The organism is Cryptosporangium minutisporangium, assembly GCF_039536245.1.
Taxonomy (GTDB): domain Bacteria; phylum Actinomycetota; class Actinomycetes; order Mycobacteriales; family Cryptosporangiaceae; genus Cryptosporangium; species Cryptosporangium minutisporangium.
On sequence record NZ_BAAAYN010000049.1, the window covers coordinates 1 to 24,241 of the forward strand.

The 24,241-nt window shown below is 70.7% G+C and carries 26 protein-coding genes and 2 pseudogenes; 15 read left to right on the forward strand and 13 right to left on the reverse strand.

The window, feature by feature from the left end; all coding sequences use genetic code 11:
• Window positions 1–136 precede the first annotated feature (136 nt).
• The 3 genes and pseudogenes from ABEB28_RS34695 to ABEB28_RS34705 form a co-directional block, all read right to left on the reverse strand.
• Window positions 137–408: pseudogene (locus tag ABEB28_RS34695) on the reverse strand (transposase); the annotation flags it as partial.
• 138 nt (window positions 409–546) lie between these two features.
• On the reverse strand, window positions 547–678 hold the full coding sequence (locus ABEB28_RS34700) for a hypothetical protein (protein ID WP_345732504.1): 132 nt from the start codon (window positions 676–678) through the stop codon (window positions 547–549).
• 124 nt (window positions 679–802) lie between these two features.
• Window positions 803–1,282: a YcxB family protein gene (locus ABEB28_RS34705; RefSeq protein ID WP_345732505.1), complete on the reverse strand. Its 480-nt coding sequence runs from the start codon at window positions 1,280–1,282 to the stop codon at window positions 803–805.
• A 113-nt stretch (window positions 1,283–1,395) separates the two neighbouring features.
• Between ABEB28_RS34705 and ABEB28_RS34710 the strand changes: the two genes are divergently transcribed.
• From ABEB28_RS34710 to ABEB28_RS34725, 4 genes are all read left to right on the forward strand, one after another.
• Entirely contained in the window at window positions 1,396–2,340 is a 945-nt protein-coding gene (locus ABEB28_RS34710; RefSeq protein ID WP_345732506.1) for an NAD-dependent epimerase/dehydratase family protein, read from the forward strand.
• Between the two features lie 6 nt (window positions 2,341–2,346).
• A complete protein-coding gene (locus ABEB28_RS34715) occupies window positions 2,347–3,273 on the forward strand; it encodes an RNA polymerase sigma-70 factor (RefSeq protein WP_345732507.1) in 927 nt (308 codons plus the stop codon).
• Between the two features lie 4 nt (window positions 3,274–3,277).
• Window positions 3,278–3,670 (forward strand): DoxX family protein, encoded by a 393-nt coding sequence (locus tag ABEB28_RS34720; protein ID WP_345732508.1) that lies wholly within the window; start codon window positions 3,278–3,280, stop codon window positions 3,668–3,670.
• Window positions 3,671–3,778: 108 nt separating this feature from the next.
• Entirely contained in the window at window positions 3,779–4,189 is a 411-nt protein-coding gene (locus tag ABEB28_RS34725; protein ID WP_345732509.1) for a VOC family protein, read from the forward strand.
• A gap of 134 nt (window positions 4,190–4,323) precedes the next feature.
• On the opposite strand, the gene ABEB28_RS34730 is transcribed toward ABEB28_RS34725, so the two are convergent.
• Window positions 4,324–5,136 (reverse strand): NmrA family NAD(P)-binding protein, encoded by an 813-nt coding sequence (locus tag ABEB28_RS34730; RefSeq protein ID WP_345732510.1) that lies wholly within the window; start codon window positions 5,134–5,136, stop codon window positions 4,324–4,326.
• 102 nt (window positions 5,137–5,238) lie between these two features.
• Window positions 5,239–6,084, reverse strand: a complete 846-nt coding sequence (locus ABEB28_RS34735) for an LLM class flavin-dependent oxidoreductase (protein WP_345732511.1) — start codon at window positions 6,082–6,084, stop codon at window positions 5,239–5,241.
• A gap of 147 nt (window positions 6,085–6,231) precedes the next feature.
• Here ABEB28_RS34735 and ABEB28_RS34740 point away from each other — a divergent pair, with 147 nt between their 5' ends.
• From ABEB28_RS34740 to ABEB28_RS34765, 6 genes are read left to right on the forward strand one after another with little or no spacing between them, the layout of a single operon-like run.
• Entirely contained in the window at window positions 6,232–6,963 is a 732-nt protein-coding gene (locus ABEB28_RS34740) for an ABC transporter ATP-binding protein (protein WP_345732512.1), read from the forward strand.
• Window positions 6,960–9,470 (forward strand): FtsX-like permease family protein, encoded by a 2,511-nt coding sequence (locus ABEB28_RS34745; protein WP_345732513.1) that lies wholly within the window; start codon window positions 6,960–6,962, stop codon window positions 9,468–9,470. The genes ABEB28_RS34740 and ABEB28_RS34745 overlap by 4 nt, the downstream gene beginning before the upstream one ends.
• On the forward strand, window positions 9,463–10,764 hold the full coding sequence (locus ABEB28_RS34750; RefSeq protein WP_345732514.1) for a sensor histidine kinase: 1,302 nt from the start codon (window positions 9,463–9,465) through the stop codon (window positions 10,762–10,764). Before ABEB28_RS34745 ends, ABEB28_RS34750 begins: the two co-directional genes overlap by 8 nt.
• The gene (locus ABEB28_RS34755) at window positions 10,752–11,399 is read left to right on the forward strand and encodes a response regulator transcription factor (protein ID WP_345732515.1); all 648 of its coding nucleotides are present in this window, start codon (window positions 10,752–10,754) and stop codon (window positions 11,397–11,399) included. The genes ABEB28_RS34750 and ABEB28_RS34755 overlap by 13 nt, the downstream gene beginning before the upstream one ends.
• 32 nt (window positions 11,400–11,431) lie before the next feature.
• Window positions 11,432–11,653, forward strand: coding sequence for a helix-turn-helix domain-containing protein (locus ABEB28_RS34760; RefSeq protein ID WP_345732516.1), 222 nt, complete (start codon window positions 11,432–11,434; stop codon window positions 11,651–11,653).
• Between the two features lie 18 nt (window positions 11,654–11,671).
• Window positions 11,672–12,181, forward strand: coding sequence for a Clp protease N-terminal domain-containing protein (locus ABEB28_RS34765; protein ID WP_345732517.1), 510 nt, complete (start codon window positions 11,672–11,674; stop codon window positions 12,179–12,181).
• A 6-nt stretch (window positions 12,182–12,187) separates the two neighbouring features.
• Here the strand turns inward: ABEB28_RS34765 and ABEB28_RS34770 are convergent.
• Window positions 12,188–12,433, reverse strand: a pseudogene (locus ABEB28_RS34770) (alpha/beta hydrolase fold domain-containing protein); the annotation flags it as partial.
• Window positions 12,434–12,438: 5 nt separating this feature from the next.
• On the opposite strand from ABEB28_RS34770, the gene ABEB28_RS34775 reads away from it, so the two are divergent.
• Entirely contained in the window at window positions 12,439–12,645 is a 207-nt protein-coding gene (locus ABEB28_RS34775) for a hypothetical protein (RefSeq protein WP_345732518.1), read from the forward strand.
• A 159-nt stretch (window positions 12,646–12,804) separates the two neighbouring features.
• Here ABEB28_RS34775 and ABEB28_RS34780 read toward each other — a convergent pair whose 3' ends face one another.
• The gene (locus tag ABEB28_RS34780; RefSeq protein WP_376980600.1) at window positions 12,805–13,032 is read right to left on the reverse strand and encodes a hypothetical protein; all 228 of its coding nucleotides are present in this window, start codon (window positions 13,030–13,032) and stop codon (window positions 12,805–12,807) included.
• A gap of 383 nt (window positions 13,033–13,415) precedes the next feature.
• Here ABEB28_RS34780 and ABEB28_RS34785 point away from each other — a divergent pair, with 383 nt between their 5' ends.
• Together ABEB28_RS34785 and ABEB28_RS34790 are read left to right on the forward strand one after the other, a co-directional pair.
• On the forward strand, window positions 13,416–14,114 hold the full coding sequence (locus ABEB28_RS34785) for an alpha/beta fold hydrolase (RefSeq protein ID WP_345732520.1): 699 nt from the start codon (window positions 13,416–13,418) through the stop codon (window positions 14,112–14,114).
• A gap of 37 nt (window positions 14,115–14,151) precedes the next feature.
• Window positions 14,152–14,574 carry a nitroreductase family deazaflavin-dependent oxidoreductase gene (locus tag ABEB28_RS34790; RefSeq protein ID WP_345732521.1) on the forward strand — a complete coding sequence of 141 codons (423 nt, stop codon included), beginning with the start codon at window positions 14,152–14,154 and terminating at the stop codon, window positions 14,572–14,574.
• Window positions 14,575–14,705: 131 nt separating this feature from the next.
• Here ABEB28_RS34790 and ABEB28_RS34795 read toward each other — a convergent pair whose 3' ends face one another.
• The 3 genes from ABEB28_RS34795 to ABEB28_RS34805 form a co-directional block, all read right to left on the reverse strand.
• Window positions 14,706–16,142, reverse strand: a complete 1,437-nt coding sequence (locus ABEB28_RS34795) for an MFS transporter (RefSeq protein WP_345732522.1) — start codon at window positions 16,140–16,142, stop codon at window positions 14,706–14,708.
• 182 nt (window positions 16,143–16,324) lie between these two features.
• On the reverse strand, window positions 16,325–17,089 hold the full coding sequence (locus ABEB28_RS34800; protein WP_345732523.1) for an ABC transporter permease: 765 nt from the start codon (window positions 17,087–17,089) through the stop codon (window positions 16,325–16,327).
• Window positions 17,082–17,780, reverse strand: a complete 699-nt coding sequence (locus tag ABEB28_RS34805) for an ABC transporter ATP-binding protein (protein ID WP_345732524.1) — start codon at window positions 17,778–17,780, stop codon at window positions 17,082–17,084. The genes ABEB28_RS34800 and ABEB28_RS34805 overlap by 8 nt, the downstream gene beginning before the upstream one ends.
• A 132-nt stretch (window positions 17,781–17,912) precedes the next feature.
• Between ABEB28_RS34805 and ABEB28_RS34810 the strand changes: the two genes are divergently transcribed.
• Both ABEB28_RS34810 and ABEB28_RS34815 read left to right on the forward strand, forming a co-directional pair.
• On the forward strand, window positions 17,913–19,079 hold the full coding sequence (locus tag ABEB28_RS34810) for a sensor histidine kinase (RefSeq protein ID WP_345732525.1): 1,167 nt from the start codon (window positions 17,913–17,915) through the stop codon (window positions 19,077–19,079).
• A complete protein-coding gene (locus tag ABEB28_RS34815) occupies window positions 19,076–19,735 on the forward strand; it encodes a response regulator (RefSeq protein WP_345732526.1) in 660 nt (219 codons plus the stop codon). The genes ABEB28_RS34810 and ABEB28_RS34815 overlap by 4 nt, the downstream gene beginning before the upstream one ends.
• Before the next feature lie 185 nt (window positions 19,736–19,920).
• Here ABEB28_RS34815 and ABEB28_RS34820 read toward each other — a convergent pair whose 3' ends face one another.
• From ABEB28_RS34820 to ABEB28_RS34830, 3 genes are all read right to left on the reverse strand, one after another.
• Window positions 19,921–21,309 carry an APC family permease gene (locus ABEB28_RS34820; protein WP_345732527.1) on the reverse strand — a complete coding sequence of 463 codons (1,389 nt, stop codon included), beginning with the start codon at window positions 21,307–21,309 and terminating at the stop codon, window positions 19,921–19,923.
• A 273-nt stretch (window positions 21,310–21,582) separates the two neighbouring features.
• On the reverse strand, window positions 21,583–22,173 hold the full coding sequence (locus ABEB28_RS34825) for an MEDS domain-containing protein (RefSeq protein ID WP_345732528.1): 591 nt from the start codon (window positions 22,171–22,173) through the stop codon (window positions 21,583–21,585).
• Window positions 22,174–22,178: 5 nt separating this feature from the next.
• Complete coding sequence (locus ABEB28_RS34830) at window positions 22,179–23,849, reverse strand: PucR family transcriptional regulator (protein ID WP_345732529.1); 1,671 nt, start codon at window positions 23,847–23,849, stop codon at window positions 22,179–22,181.
• Window positions 23,850–24,241 lie beyond the last annotated feature (392 nt).

The following is a 24,241-nucleotide window of genomic DNA, read 5'->3' on the forward strand; positions in this document are numbered from 1 at the left end:
GCCGCGGGCCGCCCGGAAGGGGCACGGAACGGCTTGGCGGGACTGGCGCCAACGGCGTTTTTGGCGGGATTGATCAGTAGGCCTCGGCGGCCGGGAACCGGTCACCGAAGGCGATGGCGAAGGCGTTCAACGCGGGTGTCCGCACAGTCTTCGCCCGCGTCCCGTTGCGCACGTTCGCGCCGGGCTGCCCGGGCCGACCACCTTTCTCATGACCGAGGTGCTCGGTTGTCTCGTCGTTCAACGCCGTCTCCAGGACGGTCGGGGTCAGCGCTTGAGCAGCCCGTCCGGACCGGTCAACGACAGCCCCTGCTCCTGGGCCAGCCGCACCAAATCCGCCGCGGCTTGGGCCTCCGCCGTCGGCTCAGGCTTCTTCTTCCTCGAGGTCACATCACCCAGTGTCGCGGTCATCTCTGCACCTCACTGCCGAGCAGACCCGGCCGTCAGGCCAGAAACACCGTTATTTCCACAGTCCCGGCTTGGCCGGACGCCAAGGAGCCCGGAGTGCGGTGTGCACTCCGGGCTCTCGTGGCTCTCTGTTGGGTCAACTCAGTAGCTGTAGTCCCAGCAGTCGTTGTAGCGCTTCTTGTGGTGGCGGCGACGGCGGCGCGGCTTGTAGCAGTCGTTGTAGTCCCAGTCGTTGCAGTGGTTGTTGTAGTCGTAGTCGTAGCAGCCGCTCATGTCGTCCAGCCTCCTGAAGTTTGATCCGGGGCGTGTTCCCCGTGTGTCAGTAGCTTCGCGCTGAGCGGCCGGCGGCTCGATCGGCCCGCAAACTGTCGGAACGTTCGCTTCCCAACACTCGCGGTCAGGCGGGACTCGGCTGGCGGTGTGCGAGGAATGCGCCGAATTCCGCGCGTTGCTCAGGTGCCATCGCGTCCTTCGGAACCGTGAACGCCTGGAGTTTGCCGAACATCAAGTACCAGACCTCAGGGGTCTCCACGATCCGGGTGAGCCCGGCCCACCGGCAGCGGGTTTCGACGAGCGGGAAGGACACGTGCACCCCCTCGTCGTCCAGGGTCAGCAGGGACGTGTCCCGGATCGCCGGGGCTTGCTGCCGAACGGAGATCGCGAGCACGAGTGGTCCGGTGCCGAAACCGAGCGCTACCGCGGTGAGAAGGAAGGCGTAGGCCCACGCGTCGGTCGGGTCGAGGGCGAGTAGGCCCAGGCTGAGGACGGCGATGACGGCGGCGAGTGCGGCGGTCAGACGGAGCTGGGGGCGGAGCAGGAAGCGGAGGGTGCGCCGGAGTTGCCGCGGGTCGTAGGGCACCTGGAGGGAGATCTGCACCGCGGCAGCCTAGAGCCACCGCGGTACGGCGGACGCTGTGACCTGGGTAACTCCTGGTCATGGACGATCGGGCCGTCCCGTCTCTGGTGGTGAACACCACGAGCGGAGGCGTCATGAAGATTTTCCTCGCCGGTGCGGCCGGGGCGATCGGTAGCCAACTCGTGCCCCAGCTGGTGGCGCGTGGCCACGAGGTGGTCGGCACCACCCGGTCGGTGGCCAAGATCGAGGCGCTGCGTGCGCTGGGCGCCGAGCCGGTCGTCGTCGACGCGCTCGATCCGGAGTCGGTGGCCGACGCGGTGGCCAAGGCCGAGCCCGACGTGATCGTCCATCAGCTGACCGCGCTGAACGGACCGCCGGACTTCCGGCACGCGAAGCAGATGGCGGCCGCCACCAACCGGCTGCGCACCGAGGGCACCGATCACCTGCTGGCCGCCGGCCGCGCCGTCGGCGTCCGCAAGATCGTGGCGCAGAGCAACGCGTCCTGGATGGAACGCACCGGCGGACCGGTCGCCGACGAGAACGGCCGGCTGGAGCCGAACCCACCCGCGGACCTCGCCGACGGGGTGGACGCCCTGCGTCACCTGGAGACCGCGGTGACCGGCATCGGCTGGGCCGACGGCATCGCGATCCGCTACGGCGCCTTCTACGGCCCCGGCACCGGCCTGGAGACCGCGCCGGATGCGATCATGGCCGGAGAGATCCGCAAGCGTAAGTTCCCGATCGTCGGCGGCGGCCGTGGGATGTGGTCTCTGGTGCACATCGCTGACGCCGCGTCGGCCACCGTCGCGGCCATCGAGCGCGGCAGGCCCGGGATCTACCACGTCGCCGATGACGAACCGGCGCCCGTGCACGTCTGGCTGCCCGAGCTGGCCCGGGCGCTCGGCGCCGAACCGCCGCGCCGGATACCGGCCTGGATCGTGCGCTTGGTGGCCGGTCCGGGCCCGGTTGACCTGATGACGCGTGCCCGCGGAATCTCCAGCGAGAAGGCCAAACGTGAACTGGGCTGGACGCCGCGGTACCCGAGCTGGCGCACCGGCTTCCGCGAGGGATTGGGCTGACCCACGATGACGTCCGAACTGGATCTCTACAGCGAGCTGCGCCCGCGGGCCTTCGCCATCGCGTACCAGATGCTCGGCAGCGTCAGCGAGGCAGAGGACGTCGTGCAGGAGGCGTTCCTCCGGGTGCACCAGACCCTCCAGCGCGACGAGCAGATCTCCTCGCCCCGTGCCTACATCGCCACGCTGGTCACCCGGCTGGCCATCGACCAGCTCCGCTCGGCGCGGGTGCGGCGGGAGCAGTACGTCGGTGAGTGGCTGCCGGAGCCGGTGGTCACCGAACCGTCACCGGCGGAGCAGGCGGAGACCGCCGACTCCCTGTCGCTGGCGTTCCTGGTGCTGCTGGAGAGCCTGTCACCGCAGCAGCGGGCCGCGTTCCTGCTGCGTGAGGTGTTCGACTACCCGTATCCCGAGGTAGCCGACATCCTCGGCACCACCGTGGACGGCGCGCGTCACCTGGTCGCCCGCGCTCGCGCTCAGCTACACGAACGCCGACCCCGGTACTACGCGTCCCGGCGGCAACGCGACGAGCTGGCACAGCGTTTCTTCGCCGCCGCCGAGCAGGGCGACCTGGGGGCGCTGGAAGCGCTCCTCGCGCAGGACGTGGCGTTCCACGGGGACGGTGGCGGCAAGGCACCGGCGCTGGCTCGGCCGCTCCACGGACGCGAGCGGGTGGCCCGGGCGCTGTTGGTCGGCATGTCGACGCTGCCGCGCCTCGGCGTGCGCCTTCAGCTCACCGAGGTCAACGGCCAACCCGGCGCGGTGGCGCTCGACGCGCAGGACCGGCTGGTCGGCGTGATCGGACTCGACATCCTCGACGGCCAGATCCAGACGATTCACTCCGTCGTGAATCCCGACAAGCTGCAGCATTTCGACCGGGTCGGCAATCTCGCCACCCTGGTGCGCGAGAACCGTCGACGCGACGGCAAGGAGTAGCGACGTGGACCTCAACGTCTGGCTGTGGATCGTGACCAGCCTGCTGGCGACTGTTCTGCTGATCAGCACCTCCAAGATGTTCCTGCCCCGGGAGCGGATCGCCGCGGCGGGCGGCCGCGCCGCGGAGTGGGTTCTCGACTTCAGCCCCGGTGCGTTACGCGCCATCGCGATCCTCGAGTTCCTGGCCGCGGCCGGCCTGATCCTGCCCGCCGTCCTCGACATCGCACCGGTGCTGGTGCCCGTGACCGCCACCTGCGTGGCGTTGCTATTCGTCGGCGCGACGACCATGCGCCTCCGCCGCGGCGAGCGAGCAACGATCGCGGCCGACGTGCTGTATTTCGCGCTCGCCGTCTTCGTCGCCTGGGGCCGCTTCGGTCCCGAGTCCTTCACCGGCTGACCGGGGTGCGGCATCGGGCCGCCCCTCCCGGGGGCGGCCCAACGCCACACCGGCATCGGTCAGGAATCAAGAAGCGGGAGGTCAGCGGCCACGCCTACGGTGATCCGCATGGAGATCACAATTCACACCACCGTCCTTCCGCACGTCGACCCGGACGCCTCCGTGGCCTTCTACCGCGACGTTCTGGGCTTCGAGGTCCGTAGCGACGTCGGCAAGGGCACGATGCGCTGGATCACGGTCGGCCCCGTCGGCCAGCCCGGCACCTCGATCCTGCTGGCACCGCCGGCCGCCGACCCCGGTGTCACCGAGGAGGAGCGCCGCACGATCACCGAGATGATGGCCAAGGGCACCTACGGCTGGATCCTGCTGGCCACCCCCGACCTCGACGGCACCTTCGAGAAGGTCCAGGCGGGCGACGTCGAGGTGGTCCAGGAGCCGACCGAGCAGCCGTACGGCATCCGCGACTGCGCTTTCCGGGACCCCGCGGGCAACCTCGTCCGCATCCAGGAGCTGCGCTGAGCCGTCCAGGAGGACCCGCGGACCTCGAGAAAGGAAGTTCCCGCATGTGTCATCCCGCGTGGGGTCGGGCCCGTACGGCCGCGCACCTGAACGAGCTCGCCCGGTTGCGTCGCGTCCGCGAACAGCCGGGAAGCTCAGCCGACGAAACGGTCGGCGTGCTCGGCCACCCACTGGTCGAAGGTCCGCGCCGGACGACCGGTCAGCCGCTCGACGGTGTCGACCGCGGTGACCGCGTCGGCGGGCGGTTCGGCGTACCAACCGACGACGTACTCAGCGTCGGCTCGGGACACCCCTGAGCTCGTCAGCCTCTCGACCGCTTCCTCGTACGTGATCGGAACCAAGGTGATGTCCCGGCCGATGGCCCTGGACAGGGTCTTGATCCGCTCGGTGGGGGTCAACGACTCGGATCCGGTGAGGTTGTACACCTGTCCCGAGTGACCGTCGTCGAGCAGCGCGAGCGCTGCCACCGCCCCGATGTCGGCCTCGTGGACGAGCGCGCTGGGGAAGTCGTACGGCTCGCGTACGACTCCCTCGGCGCGGATCGTGTCGGCCCAGGTCAACGTGTTCGACATGAACTCCTGGGGCTCCAGCCGGACCCACTCCACGCCGGAGTCGGCCACCGCCTGCTCGACCGGCCCGGCCGCGCCGCCCCACAACACGGTGATGCGCCGGACGCCCGCGTCGACCGCGCGGCGCACCAGTTCGGGTCCGACGTCGGCGAGCCCTGCCGTCACCGTGATGTGCAACCGGTCGACGCCGTCCAGGGCGGCGTCCAACGTCTCCGGTGCCGTGTGCGTGCCGTGGACCAACTCCACCCCGGAGGGCAGCTTCTCCGCGGCCGCGGCGGGGTTCCGGGTCAGTGCCCGAACGTGCTCTCCTCGACCGATCAGCTCGGCCACGACGTGCCTGCCGGTGTTGCCGGTGGCGCCGGTAACCAGTGTCGTCATGATGGGTCCCCTCTCGTCGTCGCCGACGCTAGGACCTCAACTGAACTTCAGGTCAAGAGAACGTGGATGACGCTCCGGCGGTGATGACGCCGCTGACGTTGGTTAGCGGGGCGGGCCGGCGTCGATCCGGCGCAGCGCGGTCTCCCGCTCGCCGGGTACCGGCCGGAACCCCTCCAGCCACCAGGTCGCGCCGGCTTCCGCGATCGGCTCCACCAGGTCTCGGGCCGCCGGCTGCTCGTCCGGGGTCCGGCCGGTCACGACCACGTCGAACCCGTCGAGGGTGCCGCGGTGCTCGCCGATCGTCGTGACGACGTCGGTCACCGCTGCGGGGGTCGGCGCCCACGATCCGTCGGTCGGGTCGATGATCATCGGCGCGACGCCCTCCCACCGGGCGGCTCGCTCCAGCGGTCGCCGGTTCGGCCAGTTGCAGCCGATCCAGACCGGCGGCCGCGGTTGCTGCACCGGCGTGGGCTGGAAGACGACCTCCGCGGCGGTCAGGTGCTCACCGTGGAAGTCGACGGTCTTCCCGGACCACAGGCCGGTCAGCACCGTCAGGCCCTCGTCCAGCCGTTGGGCGACCGTCCGGGGCTCGATCGGTTCGCCCCAGGTGCCGAACTCGGCCTCCAGCGTGAAGCCCAGCCCGGCGCCGAACACCAGCCGCCCGCCGGAGAGCCGGTCCAGGGTCGTCGTCTGCCGGGCCAGCGTGCCGGGGCGCCGCCGCGCGACCGCGGTGACCAGCGGCCCGAGCTTGATGCGCTCGGTCGTCGTCGCCGCCACGGTCAGGAGCACCCACGGATCGGCGACGTCCTGGGGGCCGAACGCGAACACGACGTGGTCCCAGACGAAGAACCCGTCCCAGCCGGCTTGCTCCGTGCGGCGTGCGAGTTCGCCGACCTGACGCGGCTCGGCGAACTCGCCGAGGTTGGGCAGGCAGATGCCGTATCGCATGTCCACAGAGTACGGATCACGGAAGCGATCCTGGGATAGTTACCCAAGATTCGAAGTGTGGCTGGGACCGGAAGGTAGGGGTTTCCCCACCCTGGTTCCACAGCTGGCCGTGTGTTCGGTCGCGGGCCGTTCGACCAGGTTGAAGGCATGAGAAACAACGCGGGGCCGGTCCTCGAACTGCACGACGTCGCCAAGACCTACCCGGGCGGCACGCGGGCGCTGGCGGGCGTCTCGCTGGCCGTCGGGGCCGGTACGTTCAACGCGGTCATGGGGCCGTCCGGTTCGGGCAAATCCACGTTCCTGCACTGCGCCGCCGGCCTGGATCAACCCGACTCCGGACGAGTTGTGCTGGCCGGTGAGGACATCAGCCGACTGCGGGAGCCGCGACTGACCCGAGCGCGGCGCGAGCGCGTCGGGTTCGTGTTCCAGTCGTACAACCTGATGGAGTCGCTCTCGGTCTGGCACAACGTGCTCCTGCCGCAGCGGCTGGCCGGAGTTCGGCCGGACCGGAAGTGGGCGCGGGAGGTTCTGCGCCGGGTCGGGCTCGCCGGACGGGAGAACGCCAGGCCGGCCCAGCTCTCCGGTGGTCAACGACAGCGGACGGCGTTGGCCAGGGCGCTCGCCGGTCGGCCGGAGGTGATCTTCGCCGACGAGCCGACCGGGGCGCTGGACCTCTCCACCGGCCGGGAGGTGCTCCAGCTGCTCCGCGAGGCCGTCGACGAGGTCGGCACCACGATCGTCATGGTCACGCACGACCCGACCGCGGCGAGCTGGGCGGATCGGGTGGTCTTCCTCGCCGACGGCCGGATCGTCAGCGAGCTGGCCGATCCCACCACCGAGAAGGTCGCGGCGGCGATGACCGCGGTGAGCCACCGATGATCCGCCTCGCGATCGGAACGCTGCGCCGCCACCGCGGCTCCTACCTCGGCACGTTCGTCGCGGCCGTCCTCGCCATCGCACTGCTGGCCGGTGGGGGAGTGCTGCTCGCTTCGGTGCTCACCGCGAAGCCGCCCGCGGATCGTTTCGCCGCCGCGCCGATCGTCGTCTCCGCCCCCCGCGAGGTGAGCGTCACGACGAAGACGCTCAAGAAAGACAAGGTCAAGACGAAGGTCAAGACCGAGCGGCTCACCGGAGCCGGCACCCTCCCGGCGAACCTGCCGGAGCGGCTGCGGGGTGTCCCGGGAGTCTCCGACGTGATCGCCGACCATGCGTTCCCGGTGCGGGCGACGACGGCCGACGGCAGTCCCTTACGCGGCCGCGACGACGCGCCGGTGGTCGGCCACGGATGGGCGTCGGCGCCGGTGACGCCGTACACGCTGACCAGCGGTCGGCCGCCGGGGCCCGGCGAGGCGGTCGTCGACGGCGACCTGGCCCGCCGCGCCGGCGACACGCTCACCGTCACGACGAAGACCGGTGTCCGCACCCTGCGGATCGTCGGTATTGCGGAGCCGGCCGGGAGCGACGCACTGCCGGCGCAGGGCGCACTGTTCCTGGCCGACGCGGACGTCGCCGCGGTCTCCGGCCTGTCCGGTCCGACCGCGGTCGCCGTGCTCACGGCGACCGACGCGGACGTCGCCGCGGTGGAGCGCGCGCTGCGGGCGGTCGTCGGGAACGCCGACGTCCGCACCGGAGACGATCGGGTTCGCGCCGATCTGCCCGGCGCCCTTCCCGACTACATCGGTCCGATCTCGATCTTCGGCTTTGTCATTGGCATCACGGCGTTCGCCGCGGTGTTCGTGCTCACCGGAACGGTGACGCTCAGCGTCCGGCAGCGGCTCCGCGAGCTCGCGCTGCTCCGCACCATCGGAGCGACGCCTCGCCAGCTGCGGCGGCTCCTCGGCCTGGAGAGCATTGCGCTGGCGATGCTGGCAGCCCTCCCCGGCGCGCCCCTGGGGCTCGTCGTCGCCGAGCTGGTCGCGGAGCGGTTCCGTGATCTCGGGACGGTTCCCGCCCAGTTCGAGGTGGGCGCGTACCCGGCGGTGCTGATCGCCGCCGCATTCGTCGGCGTCGTCGTGACGTACGTCGGTGCTCGGATCGCGGGCCGGCGGGCGGTCCGGATCGCACCGACCCAGGCCCTCACCGAGACCGCGACCGCGCCCACCGGCGGTCTCGCCGTCCGTATCCCGGTCGCCGTGGTGACCACGGCCGGGGCGATCGCCCTCCTGACGTTCGTGCCGCTGGGCGGTCCGTTCGGCATGGGGATGAGCTTCCTCTCGACGGCTCTCGTCCTCTGCGCGATCGCCGCGCTCGGGCCGCTGCTGGTCCGGCCGCTGACCGGGCTCGTCTCCCGCGTTCTGGGTGTCGGTGGGGCCAGTGGTTGGCTCGCCGGGCAGCTGGCTCGCGCCGAGGCTCGCCGGGTCTCCGCGGTCGCGGTGCCGCTCGTGCTGATGTTCGCGATCAACGCGGTGATGCTGCTCAACAGCACTCTCCTGACCGACCTGGCCGCCGACGAACAGACCGCCCGCACCGCACCGGCGACCGCCCAGGTCTCGGCGCCGACCGGGCTGCCGCTCGCCACCGTTGATCGGATCGCCGCGCTGCCGGGCGTCACCGGGGCCGCCGCGACGCTGCCCACCCGGGTCGTCGTCGAGCAGGGTGGCAAGCCGGAGGACTACGCCGCGCAGGGTCTTCGGATCGCCGGCGCGGAGCCCGCGCTAGACCTCGCGGTCGAAGAGGGCGCCCTCGGCGGGTCCGATTCGCTCGCGGCCAGTTCGTACGTCGCCGACCAGTACGGCTGGCACGTCGGCGACCGCATTCCGGTGTGGATGGCCGACGGCCACCGGGTCACGCTGCGGCTCACCGCGATCTACCAGCGCGCCCGCGGGTTCGGTGAGCTGGTGGTACCCGCCGACCTGGTGGCCGCGCACGATCCGGTCGGCCTGGCGAGCGTCGTGGGCCTGCGGTACGAGGGTGACGTCGCCGATCGGCTGCGCGCCGACTTCCCCGGAGTGCGGGTCACCCCGACGGCCACGGCGGCGCCGGCGGGTGACGCGGCGAACCAGCAAGGCGGCTGGGAACTCTTGGTGGTCATCTCGCTGGGCTTCACGGCGGTCGCGGTCGTCAACACGTTCGCGATCGCGATCTCCGGCCGGCGGCGGGAACTGGCCGACCTGCGTCTGGCGGGTGCGACCACCGGCCAGGTCCAGCGGTTGCTCGATCGGGAAGCGCTGATCACCGTGTCGGTGGGGCTGGTGCTCGGTGCGGTCGTCACCGGGTTGGTCGTGGGGCGGTTCAGCCTCGCGCAGGACGGAACCTTCCGGGTGTTCGTCGACGCCGTCACCTACCTGGGCATGCTCGGCGGTGTGGGAGCGCTGGGCCTGATCGCCGGTGCGCTGCCCGGGCGGATCCTCCTCGGTCGGCCCGGCCCGGCCGTCGCGGATGTCTGAGCCGATCGGCGCCGCCGCTAGCATCGGCGCGGTGGTGCGGAGGACGACGCGGGCGTTGGCTTACCTGGCGAGCAGCCTCGTCGTCGGGGCGGCCGGGTTCGCCTGGACGCTCGTCGCCGCGCTGGCCGTCGGGCTGGTCTCGATCACCCACCTCGGCGGACCGGCCTTTCTCGGCGCGACCTGGGTGACCCGCCGGTTCGCCGACGCAGAGCGTCGGCGAGCCGGGTGGGTGCTCGGAGCGCCGATCGGCTCGCCCTACCTGCCGGCCGACCGCGGGACGATTCGCGAACGCGTCACTGCTGTGGCGACGCAGCCGGCCACCTGGCGGGACTTCGTTTGGCTGCTCGGCCTCTTCCCGGTCGGCCTCGCTGCCGGGATCGCCGCGATCGTGGTGACCGTCGTCGACCTCGGCGCGATCACCGCTCCGCTCTGGGCCTGGGCGGTTCCGAACCCGCACGCGCCCTTCCCGGTGAAGCCGCTGATGACCACGGTCCCCGGCCGCTTCGGCCTCACCGTGATCGGGACGGCGCTCCTGCCGGTGGCGGCCTGGTTGCTCCGCCGGGGCGGTCATCTGCTGGCGAGCGGAGCTCACGGCCTCCTGGCGCCGGGTCGGCACCGGGATCTCGTCGAGGAGACCGCACGTCTGGCCGAGACGCGGAGGCGGGTGGTGGACGCGCAAGCCGCCGAGCTGCGTCGGATCGAGCGGGATCTGCACGACGGCGCGCAGGCCCGGATCGTCGCGGCGGGCATGACGCTCGCGCTGGCGTCCCGCAAGCTACGGCCGGGCACAGCCGACCGTCCGGGTACCGACAACCGCCCGGGCACCGCCAACGCCGCCGCGGACGTCGAGCTGGCGCGCCGACAGCTGGACGAGGCGCTGGCCGAGCTGCGGCGGCTGGTGCGCGGCATTCATCCGCCGATCCTCACCGATCGGGGCCTGCACGCGGCGGTCGCCGCACTCGCCGGTGACAGCCCGCTCACCGTCACGGTCCTCGGCGACGAAGCCGACCGCTACCCGGCGGCCGTCGAGTCCGCGGCCTACTTCGTCGTCGCCGAAGGCATCGCGAACGCCGGCAAGCATGCCGACGCCACCTCCTGCACGGTCTCGCTGAGCCGCTCCGGCGACACCGTCAACGTGACGGTCACCGACGACGGGCGCGGCGGCGCCGATGCCACCGGCTCCGGCCTCGACGGGCTCCGCCGCCGGATCGAGGCTCTGGACGGCACTCTCACGCTCACCAGCCCACCCGGTGGGCCGACCATCCTGCACGCGGAGTTCCCATGCGCATCGTGATAGCCGAAGACCTCCTGCTGCTCCGCGAGGGCTTGGTGCGGTTGCTCACCGACACCGGACACACGGTGGTGGCCGCTGTCGACACCGCACCGGCTTTGCTGGACGCGGTCGCCGAGCACCGTCCCGACCTGTCTCTCGTCGACGTCCGGCTGCCGCCGGGCTACCGGGACGAGGGGCTGCGTGCGGCACTCGAACTGCGGGCCGCCGATCCGCTGACTCGGGTCCTGATCGTCTCGCAGTACGTCGAGCGGGCCTACGCGGCGGATCTGCTCGCCGACGGCCGGGGCGGTGTGGGTTACCTCCTCAAGGACCGCGTCACGGCGCTGGACGAGTTCCTCGACGCCGTCGAACGGGTGGCCGCAGGTGGCACGGCGATGGACCCGGAGGTCGTCCGACAGCTCCTCACCCGGAACGATCGTCACGACGGGGTGTCGGCGCTCACCGCTCGCGAGCGGGAGGTCCTGGACCTGATGGCGCAGGGACTGTCGAACTCCGCGATCTGCGCGGCGCTGTTCCTCGCCCCGGTATCGGTCGAGAAGCACATCACCAACATCTTCCTGAAGCTCGGTCTGCCCCCCGCGGACGACAGCAACCGCCGCGTGCGCGCGGTGCTCGCCTATCTCAACCAAAGTTGATGAATCGCGTATCATCAACTAAGGTTGATGGCGTGGGAGACGTTCAGCAGGTTCCGCCGGCGGATCGGCCGGCCGAGGCGTTCGCGGCGGTCCTGGCCTTGCGCAGGCTCGCCGCCTCGCTGGAGCGAGCGGCGGTCGACCATGCACTGGCGCAGGGCTGGACGTGGGGCGACATCGGTGCCGCGCTGGGGATGACGCCCCAGGCCGCGCACAAGCGGCTCGCCCCGCAGCGTCGCAAGCCCCTCGACGAGTAGAAGGAACAGGTGGACGCGATGAGTCTGCGCACCAAGTTGGCGGACATGTCGGTGATGAAGAAGCTCTTCACGGCAGCCGAGCAGGAGGCGTCCCGAGCCGGCGACGGACCTCCCGCTGCCGAGCACCTCCTGTTGGCCGCGCTCGCGCTGCCGGACGACTCCGGTCGTCGCGCGCTGAGCGAGTTCGACCGCACGGCCGACGACGTCCGGACCGCGATCGGTGAGGTGCACGCCGAGGCGCTCCGGTACGTCGGCGTCGAGGCCGGGCCGGACGGGCGGCTCGACACCGGCACGCCCGCGGCGCCGCCGAGCGGTCCCTACCGAAGCACGGGCAGCCTCCAGGTGGCGTTCCAGCGCGCGGTCGAACTGTCCAAGCGTGACGGATCGAGCGGCATCCGCGCCGCGCACGTCGTGGCTGCGGTCGCCGAGCCGGAGCACGGCACGACCGCTCGTGCGCTCGACCGGCTCGGGATCGACCGCGCCGCACTCGTCGAGGCGGCCTCGACCGCCCTCGACGAACCCCGGTGACGCCGTGCCGCCTGCGCTGTCTCCCGCCACTGCCAGGCGTGACGGGTCGACGCCGAGTTCCGCCGCGTGGTCGGCGACCCACCCGGTCGCTGCGTACCCCGCATCGACCGGAACCGGGAACTTGGGCTCCGGCGCCAGGGGGTAGTCGACCGACACGACGACGCTCTGCGAACCGTTGGCGAGCGCGCGGGCGAGGGCGTCGTGGGAGTCCAGATCGTTGAGCACGTAACCGCCGCCGTGGAACACCACGACTGGGAGTGCAGATCGCGCGCTTCCTCGTCGCGACGCCCGGCGACGCGGAGCTGCGCGAGCGGATGGCGGAGAAGGCACGCGAGCTGGAGCGGGACATCGACCGGCTCACTCGGATGCGGGACAGCCTCTGGCGCGCGTCCACCTGCACCCGTACGCCGCTCGTCGAGTGCCCCGAATTCAAGACCCGTATCGAGAGCGGACCCATCACGTGATGGGTCCGAATATCACCCGCGACTCGGCCTTGGTCATCGTCGAAGGACGGCGGGAAATGGTTTCGCTTATTCGGTCGTCCTGAGTGAAAACGATGATTCACGGACGGACACCGAGATTCGCCCGACCCGACCCAATCGGCCGGGTCGGGCGAAGGTGCATTACTTCTCGTCGTAGGGGTCCCGGCTACCGGCCTTTGCGAGGCCTCGGCTGATCAGATATCCGACGGTGAGGATGACGATGTAGAGCCAGGCGCGATCGGCGCGGAAGTAGTCGTCGTGTCCATCGGTGCTGGCCACGACCTGCGAGGCGATCAGCACGCCGGCGACGGCCGCGAGGTAGGCGAAGAACTCGGTGGTCTTGTAGGAGGCCTTCGTTTCGGTGCTCAAACGGCGCGCGCGGACAGCGCGATCTCCGACCGTGGTTCCTGCGGCATAGTCGCCAGTGGGATTGGCGGTTGTCATGATCTCTCCAGGAATCAGCTGTGGGGTTCATCGGGCTCGGCCGGATTTACCCTTCCGTTCGAGGATCAATCCTGCGAGTCGCGAAAAGTTACCGACCTGCGCTGGCGGATGTTCGCGTGAATCGCGCTTCTTACTTCTCCATACGAGGCGCGTCCGAAAAGAATCACGCGATGACGTGCGGAAACCCTTACCGGAGCGTGACGTAGCGTCATCGGAAGGACGCGGAAAGCCAGTGCGTCGGCTGACAGATGTCGCCCCTCCGGAGCAGGCGCACGGTGGTGATCACCACCGAGAAACCGGAGAACACCATGGCTCAGCCCACCGTCGTCCTCGTTCACGGCGCCTTCGCCGACGCGTCCAGCTTCGCCGCGCTCATCCCAGAGCTGCTCGCCGATGGCATCAAGGTCGTGGCACCGGCCGTGCCCAACCGGACGCTCACCGGCGACGCGGCGTACATCGCGTCGGTGGTGCGGTCGATCGACGGGCCCGTGCTGCTCGTCGGGCACTCCTACGGCGGTGCCGTGATCACGGTCGCCGGCACCGAGGAGAACGTGAAGGGCCTCGTCTACCTGTCCGGCTACGCACTGGAAGAGGGCGAGAGCCTGGGTGAGCTGCAGGGCCGCTTCCCGGACTCGGACCTCACGTCGGCGTTGGTGTACACGCCGTTCCCGGACGGCACCGACGTCACCGTCGACGTCGAGAAGTTCCCGGCGATCTTCGCCCACGACGTCGACCCGGGTCTCGCGCAGGTGCTCGCGGTCTCGCAGCGCCCGCTCGCCGGCGCGGCGTTCGCCGAGGCCGCTCCCGCAGCCGCCTGGAAGACCAAGCCCGCCTGGGGCGTGGTGTCCAGCTCGGACCACACGATCAACCCCGACGTCGAGCGGTTCGGCTACCAGCGGGCCGGCGTCAAGGCGGTGGAGATCGACTCCTCCCACCTGGTCATGCTCTCGCACCCGAAGGAGACCGCCGACGTCATCCGCGAGGCGCTGCAGGCCGTGTCGGCCTGACCGTTTTGGGACGCGGACGCGGAGGCAGACTCCAAGCATGACTTCTGCGCTAGATCTGCACGGAACGCCCCACGTCGAGCGGTATCTGGAGACGAACGGCGAGGACGGCTACTACTGGCGTAACGGCACGACGATCCTGCTGCTGTTCACCAAGGGCCGTAAGTCGGGCCAGCAGCGCACGCACGCGCTGATCTACAAACCGCACGGCGACAACGCGTACTTGGTCGTCGCGTCCAAGGGCGGCACCGACGAGCAGCCTGCCTGGTTCCTCAACCTGGAGGCGGACCCGAACGTCGAGGTCCAGATCAAGGGGGAGCGGTTCCCGGCGCGAGCCCGGGTCGCGACGCCCGAGGAGAAGCCGGCGATGTGGGCCTCGATGGTCGAGGCCTGGCCGGACTACGACGAGTACCAGAAGAAGACCGCCCGGGAGATCCCGGTGGTCGTCCTCGAACGAGCCTGACCATTCCGGGCCCGGGCGCGAGCCCGGGCCCGGAATGGCTGACGGGACGTCGGCCCCGGCTCCGCTTCTCACGCCGTCCGAACGTCGCGATCGCTTCGCGCCTCATCCCGCACGGGTGATAAGTGCGAACCTCAGCCGGTCGGCGCGCGGCGCTCGGACGGCGGGACGGGCAGGGTGGCAGGTCCGCCACGCGGGAGGAGGGCCGCCGCCGCGAGACCGATCAACCCGGCAGCCGCGACGGCCACCATCGCCAGGGTGTACGAGCGGCCGGGCGCCGCGGTGATACCGGCGGTCAAGATCGTGCCGGCCAGGGCGGCGCCGAGGGACGACCCGAGGTTGGAGACGCTGCGCGACAGGCCGGAGATCTCTCCCTGCAGATCGTCCTCGAAGCTGGACTGCACGATGTTGACCGACGGGGTCAGCATCCCGCCCAACCCGAACCCGATCACGAACAGCCCGGGAACGAACGCCCAGATGTTCTCGGTCGCGCTCACCAGGCCGATCAGCAGCAGAATGCCGGTGATCGTGATGCCGAACCCGGCCAGGATCAGGGTCCGTTGGGCCCGACGACGTGCGAACCTCGCCGCCCCCAGCGAGGAGACCAGCAGGCCGAGCGTGGTCGCCGTGAAGACCGCGCCGGTGCCGACCGCGCTGTAACCGCGGACCACCTGGAGGTAGGCGGAGACCACGAACGACGTGCCCATGAGCATCAGCCACTGGGCGTTCTGGGTGACCAGGCCGAGGTTCGACGTGCGGTTGCGGAACAGCACGGTGGGGAGCAGCACGTCCTTTCCGGCGCGCTCCTTGGCCCGGATCGAGACGAAGAACCACGTCAGGATCAGCGCCCCCGCGAGGACCAGACCCAGGGTCAGCCAGAGGTTGTTGTCAGCGGCCAGAATGCCCAGGACGACGAGCAGCAGGCCGAGCCCCGACAACACCGCTCCACCGAAGTCGAAGCGCTGCGAGGTGTTCGGCGGCAGCGGATCCCGCACCCAGCGCCGCCCCAGCTCGAGGATCACCAGCGCAAGCACGGCCTGCACGAGGTAAGCACCGCGCCAGCTGACGGCGGAGGTGATGAAACCGCCGATCAGCGGGCCCGTGGCCGCCCCGATGCCGCCCATCGCGCTGATGACGCCGAACGCCTTGGCACGCGAGGTGATGTCCCCGAAGAGGATCGTCGCGAGGATGTAGACCGGTGGGATCAGCAGAGCCGTGCCCACGCCTTGCATGATCGAGTAGCCGACGACCAGGACGCCGAGTCCGGGGGCGAGTGAGCTGAGCAGCGCGCCGGCGCCGTAAAGGGTCAGCCCGGCGACGAAGCAGCGCTTTCGTCCGAACCGGTCGGTGAGTTTTCCGCCGGGGATCATCAGCACCGCCATCACGAGCAGGAAGCCGGTGATGGCGAGCTGGACACCCTGCACCGTGGTGTCCAGGTCGCGGCTGATGTCGCTGATCATGACGTTCACCGTGGAACCGGCGAAGCTGCAGAGGAACTGGGCGAGCGCGAAGGTGATTAGCGCGCGGCGCAAGGCCTGCGGAAATCGTCCCGTAGCAACTTGATCAACCATTACGCACCCTCTCCGTGCGCCGGCAGGCGCGGTGACGCGCGATGCCGGCGGAGGAACCACCCTGGACCGCGCGGGCGCCCGGCGGCGGTGCGGACGCCGTCCCAGCTTCGGACTCGGCGTCGGCCCGAGCGCCATTCGCAGCGGGTGAAATAGCCGGCGCGACGGTCGGTGCCGAGCGCCGGTCAGGCGTCGCGCCGGAGCAGCGCGACCGCGCCGATCGTCAGCGCCACCGCCGGGTAGGCCACCAGCGCGACGCCGGCTCCGATCGGGCCGAGCACGTACTCGGTCTCGCCGGTGAGCTGGTCGGCCAGCGACGACGGGAGCACGCCGAACACCCGCTCGTTCCACGGGTCCGGCAGGTAGGCGGCGACCACCGGCGCGACGAACAGCAGCCCGCTGATCGCCGCGACGGCCCCGGCCGACGACCGGAACGCCGCGCCCAGTCCGACGCCGACCAGGGCCGCCGAGACGATCGTCGCGACGCCGGCGAGACCGGCCCACGCCGCGTCGCCGAGCGAGGTCCACGGCTCGATCGGAGCCGGTCGGTCTCCGGCGGCCTGCAGGCTCAGCAGCGTCGACGCGACGACGACGAACGTTCCAGCCACCACCGTCAGCCCGGTGGCCACTAGGGATTTGGCCGTCAGCAGCCGGAGCCGGTTCGGCACGGCGGTCAGCGTGCCGACGATCGCGCCGGTGCGGTACTCGGCCGTGACCGCGAGCGTCGCCAGGATCGCGAGCACGAGCTGGGACAGCGGGCCGACGACGACCCACATGTCGATGGACTCGAAGTTTGCTTGCTCGGCAGGCGCCGCCGCGTCCCAGGCCGCGACCATCGCGTGGCTGACGCCCCAGGAGCCGAGCAGCAGCAGGACCAGTGCAGCGAGGAGCCAGTAGGTGGATCGGACCGACCGCAGCTTGAGCCATTCGCTCGCGACGACGTCAGACATTGGTGGCTCCTTCGGTCAGGCGGATGTAAGCGTCTTCCAGCGACGGGCCGAGCGCGTCCAGCGACTCCTCGGCGAGGAGGCGACCGGAGCCGATCATCACGATGCGGTCGGCGGTCTGTGCCATCTCGGACATCAGATGGCTGGAGACCAGCACCGCCCGGCCGTCCCGCGCCAGCCGCCCGGCGAGCGCGCGGAACCAGCGGATCCCCTCCGGGTCGAGGCCGTTGAGCGGCTCGTCGAAGATCAGCGTTCCCGGGTCACCGAGCAGCGCACCGCCGATCGCCAGGCGCTGCCGCATGCCGAGCGAGAGACCACTGATCCGGCGGTCGGCGACGGCGTTCAGCCCGACCTCGTCGAGGACGGTGTCGACCCGTCCGGCGGGGATGCCGTTGCTGCGGGCCAGCGCCCGCAGATGGGTACGGGCGCGCCGACCGCCGTGCACGGAGGCCGCGTCCAGGACGGCGCCGACGACCCGCAGCGGGTGGCGGTGGGAGACGTACGGGCGGCCGTCCACGAGCGTGTGGCCCGCGGTGGGGCGGTCCAGCCCGAGGATCGCGCGGAGAGTCGTCGACTTGCCTGCCCCGTTGGCACCGAGGAAGCCGGTGACCTGCCCGTCGGGAACCGTGAAGCTGAGCCGGTCGACGGCGAGCGTGCGGCCGTACCGCTTGGTCAGCTGGTCGATTTCGATCATGGCTCCAGCCTGGACGGCGCGGAGCTGCCCCGGATCGGACCGAGGTCGTGATCGGAGTCCACCGGGTCCGACCAGGGGATGACCCGCTCCGGGCTGATGCCGACCAGGGTCGGCCCCGGTTACCGTCGGCCGGTGACTTCGGCCCTGCGCAGGATGGTGCGCTCCCCCCGAACGGACGACGCGGTGCTACGCGCCGTGGACGTCGTCGTTGCGGCCTTCTACGTCGGTATCTACGTCTTCTTCACCAGCCTCGGCCAAGAAAATTCAGCGAACGACCAGCTGTACTACAGCGGTCCGCCCTGGCTCGGGTGGATGATCGCGGTCGCGGTCGGAGCTCCGATCGTCGTGCGTCGCCGATGGCCGGAGGCGGCCTGGGCGGTGAGCTGCGCGGCGCTCACCGCGGCCACCGCGCTGCATCTGACTCTCGAACCATGGGGGGCGGCCGCGATCACGCTCTACACGGTCGCTCTCCGGTCGTCGTGGCGACGCGCGCTGGGTGCGCTCGGCATCACGTTGCTCGCCGTCACCGCGGCCCTGAGCCTCACCCCGGACGCCACCGTAGAGGGCACCTTCACCGTGATCGTCTACGTCTGGATGGTCAACGGTGGTGCGTGGGTAGCCGGCGTGATCGTCCGGGAACGTCGGGCGGCCGCCGCGGAGCGCAGTCAACGGGTGGCCGAGCAGACGCTGGCGGAGGAGCGGCTGCAGATCGCCCGCGAGCTGCACGACGTCGTCGCCCACAGCATGACGCTGATCGCGGTGCAGGCCGGCGTCGCCAACCACGTGATCGCGGAGCGGCCCGAGGCCGCCCAGGACGCGCTGCGGGTCATCGAGTCGACGAGCCGGAGCGCAATGACCGACATCCGTCGCCTGCTCGGTGTCCTACGGACGCCGGATGCAGAGTTCGCTCCGGCACCCGGGCTGGCGGAAGTGCCGGCGCTGGTCGAGCAGGCGACCGCCGGTGGCGTCCGCGTCGACCTGCGGCTCCGCGTCGATGCCCGCCATTATTCGGACGCCGCCCAGTTGGTCGCCTACCGGGTGGTGCAGGAGGGTCTGACGAACGTGGTCAAACATGCCGGGCCCACCACGTGCCGGGTGGAACTGTCGGAGGTCGATGACGTGCTGCGAATTCTGGTCGAGGACGACGGGGCGGCCGGTCGCGGATCAGCGGCCGAGGGGGGCGGCCACGGGCTGGCCGGGCTGCGGGAACGCGTCGGCCTCTACGGCGGCACGTTGGAGGCCGGGCCGCGCGACGAGGGCGGCTTCCGGGTGGTCGCGAGCCTGCCGGTGCGGTCGTGACCGTCCGGGTACTGGTCGTCGACGACCAGGCACTGGTCCGCGGCAGCTTCCGGCTCCTCGTCGACACCGCGCCCGGGTTGACCGTGGTCGGCGAGGCGGGCGACGGGCGGGAGGCGGTCGCGCTCGCGGCCCGCCTACATCCGGACGTCGTCCTGATGGACGTGCGGATGCCCGAGCTCGACGGGGTGGCGGCCACCCGCCGGATCTGTGCCGAGGTGCCGGGCGTCCACGTCCTGATCCTCACGACTTTCGACCTGGACGAGTACGTCTACGGGGCGCTCCGCGCGGGGGCGAGTGGGTTCCTCCTCAAGGACGCGCCACCGGCGGACCTGCTCGCGGCGATCCGGGTCGTGGCAGCCGGGGACGCGTTGCTGGCCCCTGGCATCACCCGGCGCCTGATCGCTCGGTTCGCCGAGTCCGAGCTGCCCCGGCCGGCTCCCGCGCTCGCCGGAGTGACGCCCCGGGAGCGGGAAGTGCTGCTCCTGGTGGCCCGGGGGCTGTCGAACCAGGAGATCGCCGAGCAGCTGCACCTGAGCGAGGCGACCGTGAAGACCCACATCGGACGGTTACTGGACAAGCTCACCGCGCGGGACCGCGCCCAGCTCGTCATCGCGGCGTACGAGAGCGGCCTGGTCACCGCCCGCCGCCCGGAGTGAGCGCCCGGCGCTGCTGGGGCGGTGGGGCGGATTTCGGGAAGAGCACCGCTGGGGCGGCGGCACTGGGCGGATTTCGGGAAGACCACCGCTCAGGCGGCCGTACGAGGCGGATTTTCGGGAAGCCCGCGCGGGAACGCGCGGCGAAGTGCGGCGGGACCCCCGCCGGGAACCCCGCGGGAACTGCGTTACTGCGTCCGGCCGATGCCGCGTGGGACGTGCGGCTTCCACGCGCGGAGCGCCAGCACGACGCCCACCCCGCACAGGAACGCGCACACCGGTGCCGCCCAGAGCGTCCAGCCCCAGGTGTCTCCGCTCGGCACCACCTGGGGCAGCCGGTACAGCCCGTAGCAGAACACGAACCCGGTCGTCACCATCGCGAACCCCGCCGCGACGACCTGACCCTCCCAGCCGAAGAAGCCGCTCTCGGTGTCGTCGGATCGCAGGAACCAGGTGATCGTCGCGAGCGAGCTGAGCGTCAGCACACCCGCGATGCCGAGGCCGGCGATCGTGATCAGGTAGAGCACGCCGATCGACGTGTCGGTGACGGCGATGACCAGCGCCATCAGCCCTGCGATGACCGGCGCGACCAGCCCGGCCTGCAGCGGCGACCGCCCGTCGGGCAGCGGCTTCAGTGTCGCGGGGAGGACGCCGTCGCCGGCCAGCGCGGACAGCTGCCGGGACGACGCGCTGGCGCGCATCGTGCCGCTGGCCAGACAGCCGAGGGCCAGCGCCGCGGTCGCCAGCTCGGTCACCGTCAGCGCGTGCGCGGGGCCGACCAGTAGCTCGATCACGGTCTGGACGAACGGGTGCCCGCCCCCGCCGGTCTGGGATTGGAGCTGGCCCTGCGCGGCCGCCACCATGTTCTCCGGCCCTACCGTGACGCTGATCGCCCACACGCTGATCACCAGGACCACCGTGGTGGCCGCGTAGGAGATCAGCGTCGCGCGGGGAATCGTGCGCTCGGGACGGCGCACTTCGTCGACGTAGCTGGCGCCGCTCTCCGAGCCGATGAACGCGGTCATCGTCAGCCCGAGCGCCAGGCCGATCGACCCGGTCAGCAGCCACGCCGGGTCCAGCGCGTGGAACGACACGTCCCCACCGGCCGGTTCGGCCACCGAGGCGACGTCGACCCCGATGATGACCGCGGCCTGCGCGAGCCCGACCGCGACGAGAACGCGAACCAGCGCCCGGAGCCGGAGGCGCTCCAGCGCCGCGATCACCGCGGTGGCGACGACGATGCACAACGGCATCGGCAGCCGGACGTCGAACAGGTTGGCGACCAGCCCGATCGTGCTGCCGCACGCCAGCATGATCAGCGAGGCGAGCAGCGCGGTGTACGCGAGCACGGCGACGAAGGACGAGCCGACTCCCACGGCCGGACCCAGCCCGTGAGTGATGAACGAGTAAATACCGCCTCGGTGCCGGATCCGGCGGGCCATGCTGCCGTAGCCGATCGCGAATGCCATCAACGTCAGGCCGGCGATGCCGACGACGAGCGGAAGCGCGACCACCCCGCTGAATTGATAAGCCGTGGGGATCGCACCCCAGATCAGATTCAGCGGAGGGTGCGCCATGAAAAGCAGGACGATCAGCTCGGTGCTGCCGATTCGGCGTGGCTGTTGCAGTACGGAATTGGACGGTGGCGCAGGGTAGGGGAGGGTGCCCACACTGTCCCAACTGGCGGATCTTTCGTACCCTTCGGGCGCATCATTGCGCATCAGTTCTCCCCGGCGATAATTACCGGATATGTCGAATGACGCCGGGGGAATCACAGCCCGCACCGGTCACGTAATTCTGCGAATCCAGCAGTGCGGTGTCCACCACACGAGTACCGCCGAAAATGCAATCTAAGTTTTCAAATAATACGGGTTTTCGATCAGCGTCCCGGCCATCCAGACCTTCGGGTGGGCCCTGACCATCGGGATGATCAGGTCGCCGCCGAATAGTTCGAGGTCGTAGAGGCAGAGGGCGACCTGGGGGTACCGGCAGAGCCACTGGGTCACCTCGACCTCCTCGCCGACGAGTTGGTCGACCAGCACCGGGCTCATCAAGGCCTGCGCCCAACTCATGTCCGCCGCGATCCGCCCGAAGGACGACGGAGCCGACGGCGGCGAACCGTTGGCCTGCAGGTTGCGGTCGGCCCACTCGTCGAGCATGAGCAGCAGCTCAGCAGGTGCGTACCGGCCGTCGCGGAGATGCCCGTTCTCCGGCTCGACGATCTCCAGGTGTGACCAGTCGCCCAGCGTCGTGCGCAGCGTCGTCCGCTCGCCCACCCGGCCGAGGACGAGCACCGCGTGCCCGCTCCGCAGCCCTTCCATCAGGAACGGCAGCAGCACCCGGTCGCGCTCCTCCCGGCCCCGGTAGAAGACGCAGAGATGGTCACCCGAGTGCAGCGGCGCACCGGCCAGCGTCACCGATTGATCTCCGGAAGGAAGCATGGCGCTCACCCCGGTCCGTGGAGGACCTGCCAGGCACGCGTCGCCACGTGCAGATTCAGTCGGTCGTCGACGTCGTTGAGATCGCAGCCGGAGATCTCCCGGATCCGGCCGAGCCGGTACCGCAGCGTGCTGCGGTGGATCAGGAGCGCCGACGCCGTCTCGTCGTAGTTGCCGCCGCGTTCCAGGTACTGGGAGAGCGTCCGTACCAGGTCGGTTCCTTTCCGGCGGTCGTAATCGAGCAGCCGTCCGAGCCACTCCTGGACGAACGAGCTGACGTCCTCCCGGCCCTGACCGGTGTCGAGGATGCGGTACAGGCCGAGTTGGTCGAACGCGGTGGCGCCGCTCGGAGTCCGCGACCCGGCCCGGATCTCGGCGGCCCGCACCGCCTCGGAGTAGGAGCGCGGGAACTCCGTCGGCGTCTCGCACGGGCCGCCGAGGCCGAGTGCGCCGCCCGGTTCTCCCAGCTTCGCCACCAGCGCCCCGTGCAGGGCGGTGGCGTCCGGCCGACTGCTGACCAGCATCACGACGATCCCGGAGCGCCGCGAGGTCAGGGTCCGCAGATCCAGCGCCGCGGCCGCCGCCGCGGCTGCCTCCGCGACGGCGTCCTCGGTCTGCGTGCCGCCCCAGCGAATGACCACGACGTGGTGCCGAACCCGCAAGTCGTGGCCGATCGCGTCGGCACGGGCGTAGGCGCTCTCCTCGTCGACGCCGGTGATCAAGTCGTCGACCAGGTTGCGCCGAAGGCGTAGCTCGACCTCCGCGAGCCGCCGCTGGTGCGAGAGCTCCAGGGCGAGCACGGTGGTCGCGTACTCCAGCGCGAACAGGTCGTCCCGGCCGATCGTGTGTCGGGGGTCGACCAGCGCCAGGACGCCGAGGATCTCTTGACGCGGCCGGGCCACCGAGACCATCCGGTCTCCCCACCGGGACGGGTGCGGCTGCGCCGAGGCATGCCGGAGCATCGCGTCCCGCCGGGCAGTGCTGACCTTGGGGTAGGGCTGCGGTTCCGACGGGCCGGCCCAGGCCCGGAGGTTGCCGAACCGGTCCTCGACCGCGACCGACAAGCCCGTGAGCTGGTGCAGCGCGAGCGCGATGCCGACCTCGCCGGTCCCGGACGCGGAGATCGCGCCGAGCATCTCGTGCACCCGGGTCCGCCGCTCCAGCCGGCGCACGGTCTCCGAGAGTTCCTGGTTGAGGCTGCGGAGTTGCGCGGTCTGCTCGCGCTGCCGCTGGTGCAGAGCCGCGTTGGCGAGAGCGCCGCCTGTCTGCTGTCCGAGGGCCTTGAGCAGGAAGAACTCATCGGTCGACGGCTCCTTGGTCGACCGTACGACGAGGTAGCCGACGAGGGCGTCGGTGCGGCCGAGCGCCAGCGCCCAGCGCCACGCTCCGTCGGTCAGTGTCACCGGGCCGCTGTGGTTGTCGAGCGCGCGCAGCGCGGCCTCCAGCGCCGGGCCCTGGCCGGGGTAGTCGCCCCACGGTGTCAGCGCGATTCCGTCCCGCACGCAGACCGCGTCGACCTCGCACCCGCAGAGCGACGGGACGGACGTCGTCGCCAGGTGGAGGATGTCGTCCAGCTCCCGGCCGTCGAGCATGATCATCGACGTCACGAACAGCCCGTAGAGCTTGGACAGCTGCTCCCGCCACCAGCTGTCCGGCTTGTCCAGCGGCTCGTCACTCATCCGGCTGCTCCGGACGTCTCCGTCAGGCACGTCGCAAACCGTCGCCACTCAGTTTTGCACCCCCAGGTCGATGACTGGGTGAAAATCTCACCCTTTCAGGTGCAGGCGCTTCTATCGACCCCTCTGCGACTGTTTGTTTTCGCGGCGGACGATCATCTGGTCGTCTCGCCGTTCCGGCCCGGACCGCGTCGTCAGCCGAGTGGCGCGGTCCGGGCCGTCCTGCGATTGACGTGCGGCCGAGTATGCTTTCCGGTCGGCCGAGCGGCCCGGCTGAGCACGGTGACCGAGTGCATCATCGCAGGTCACAGCGGATGCGATGAGTGTCGTCGGGGTAGGCGAGCGTCGACATCCCGACGCGCTTGGTTGCTCCCCGACGAACAATTATCAGAGGC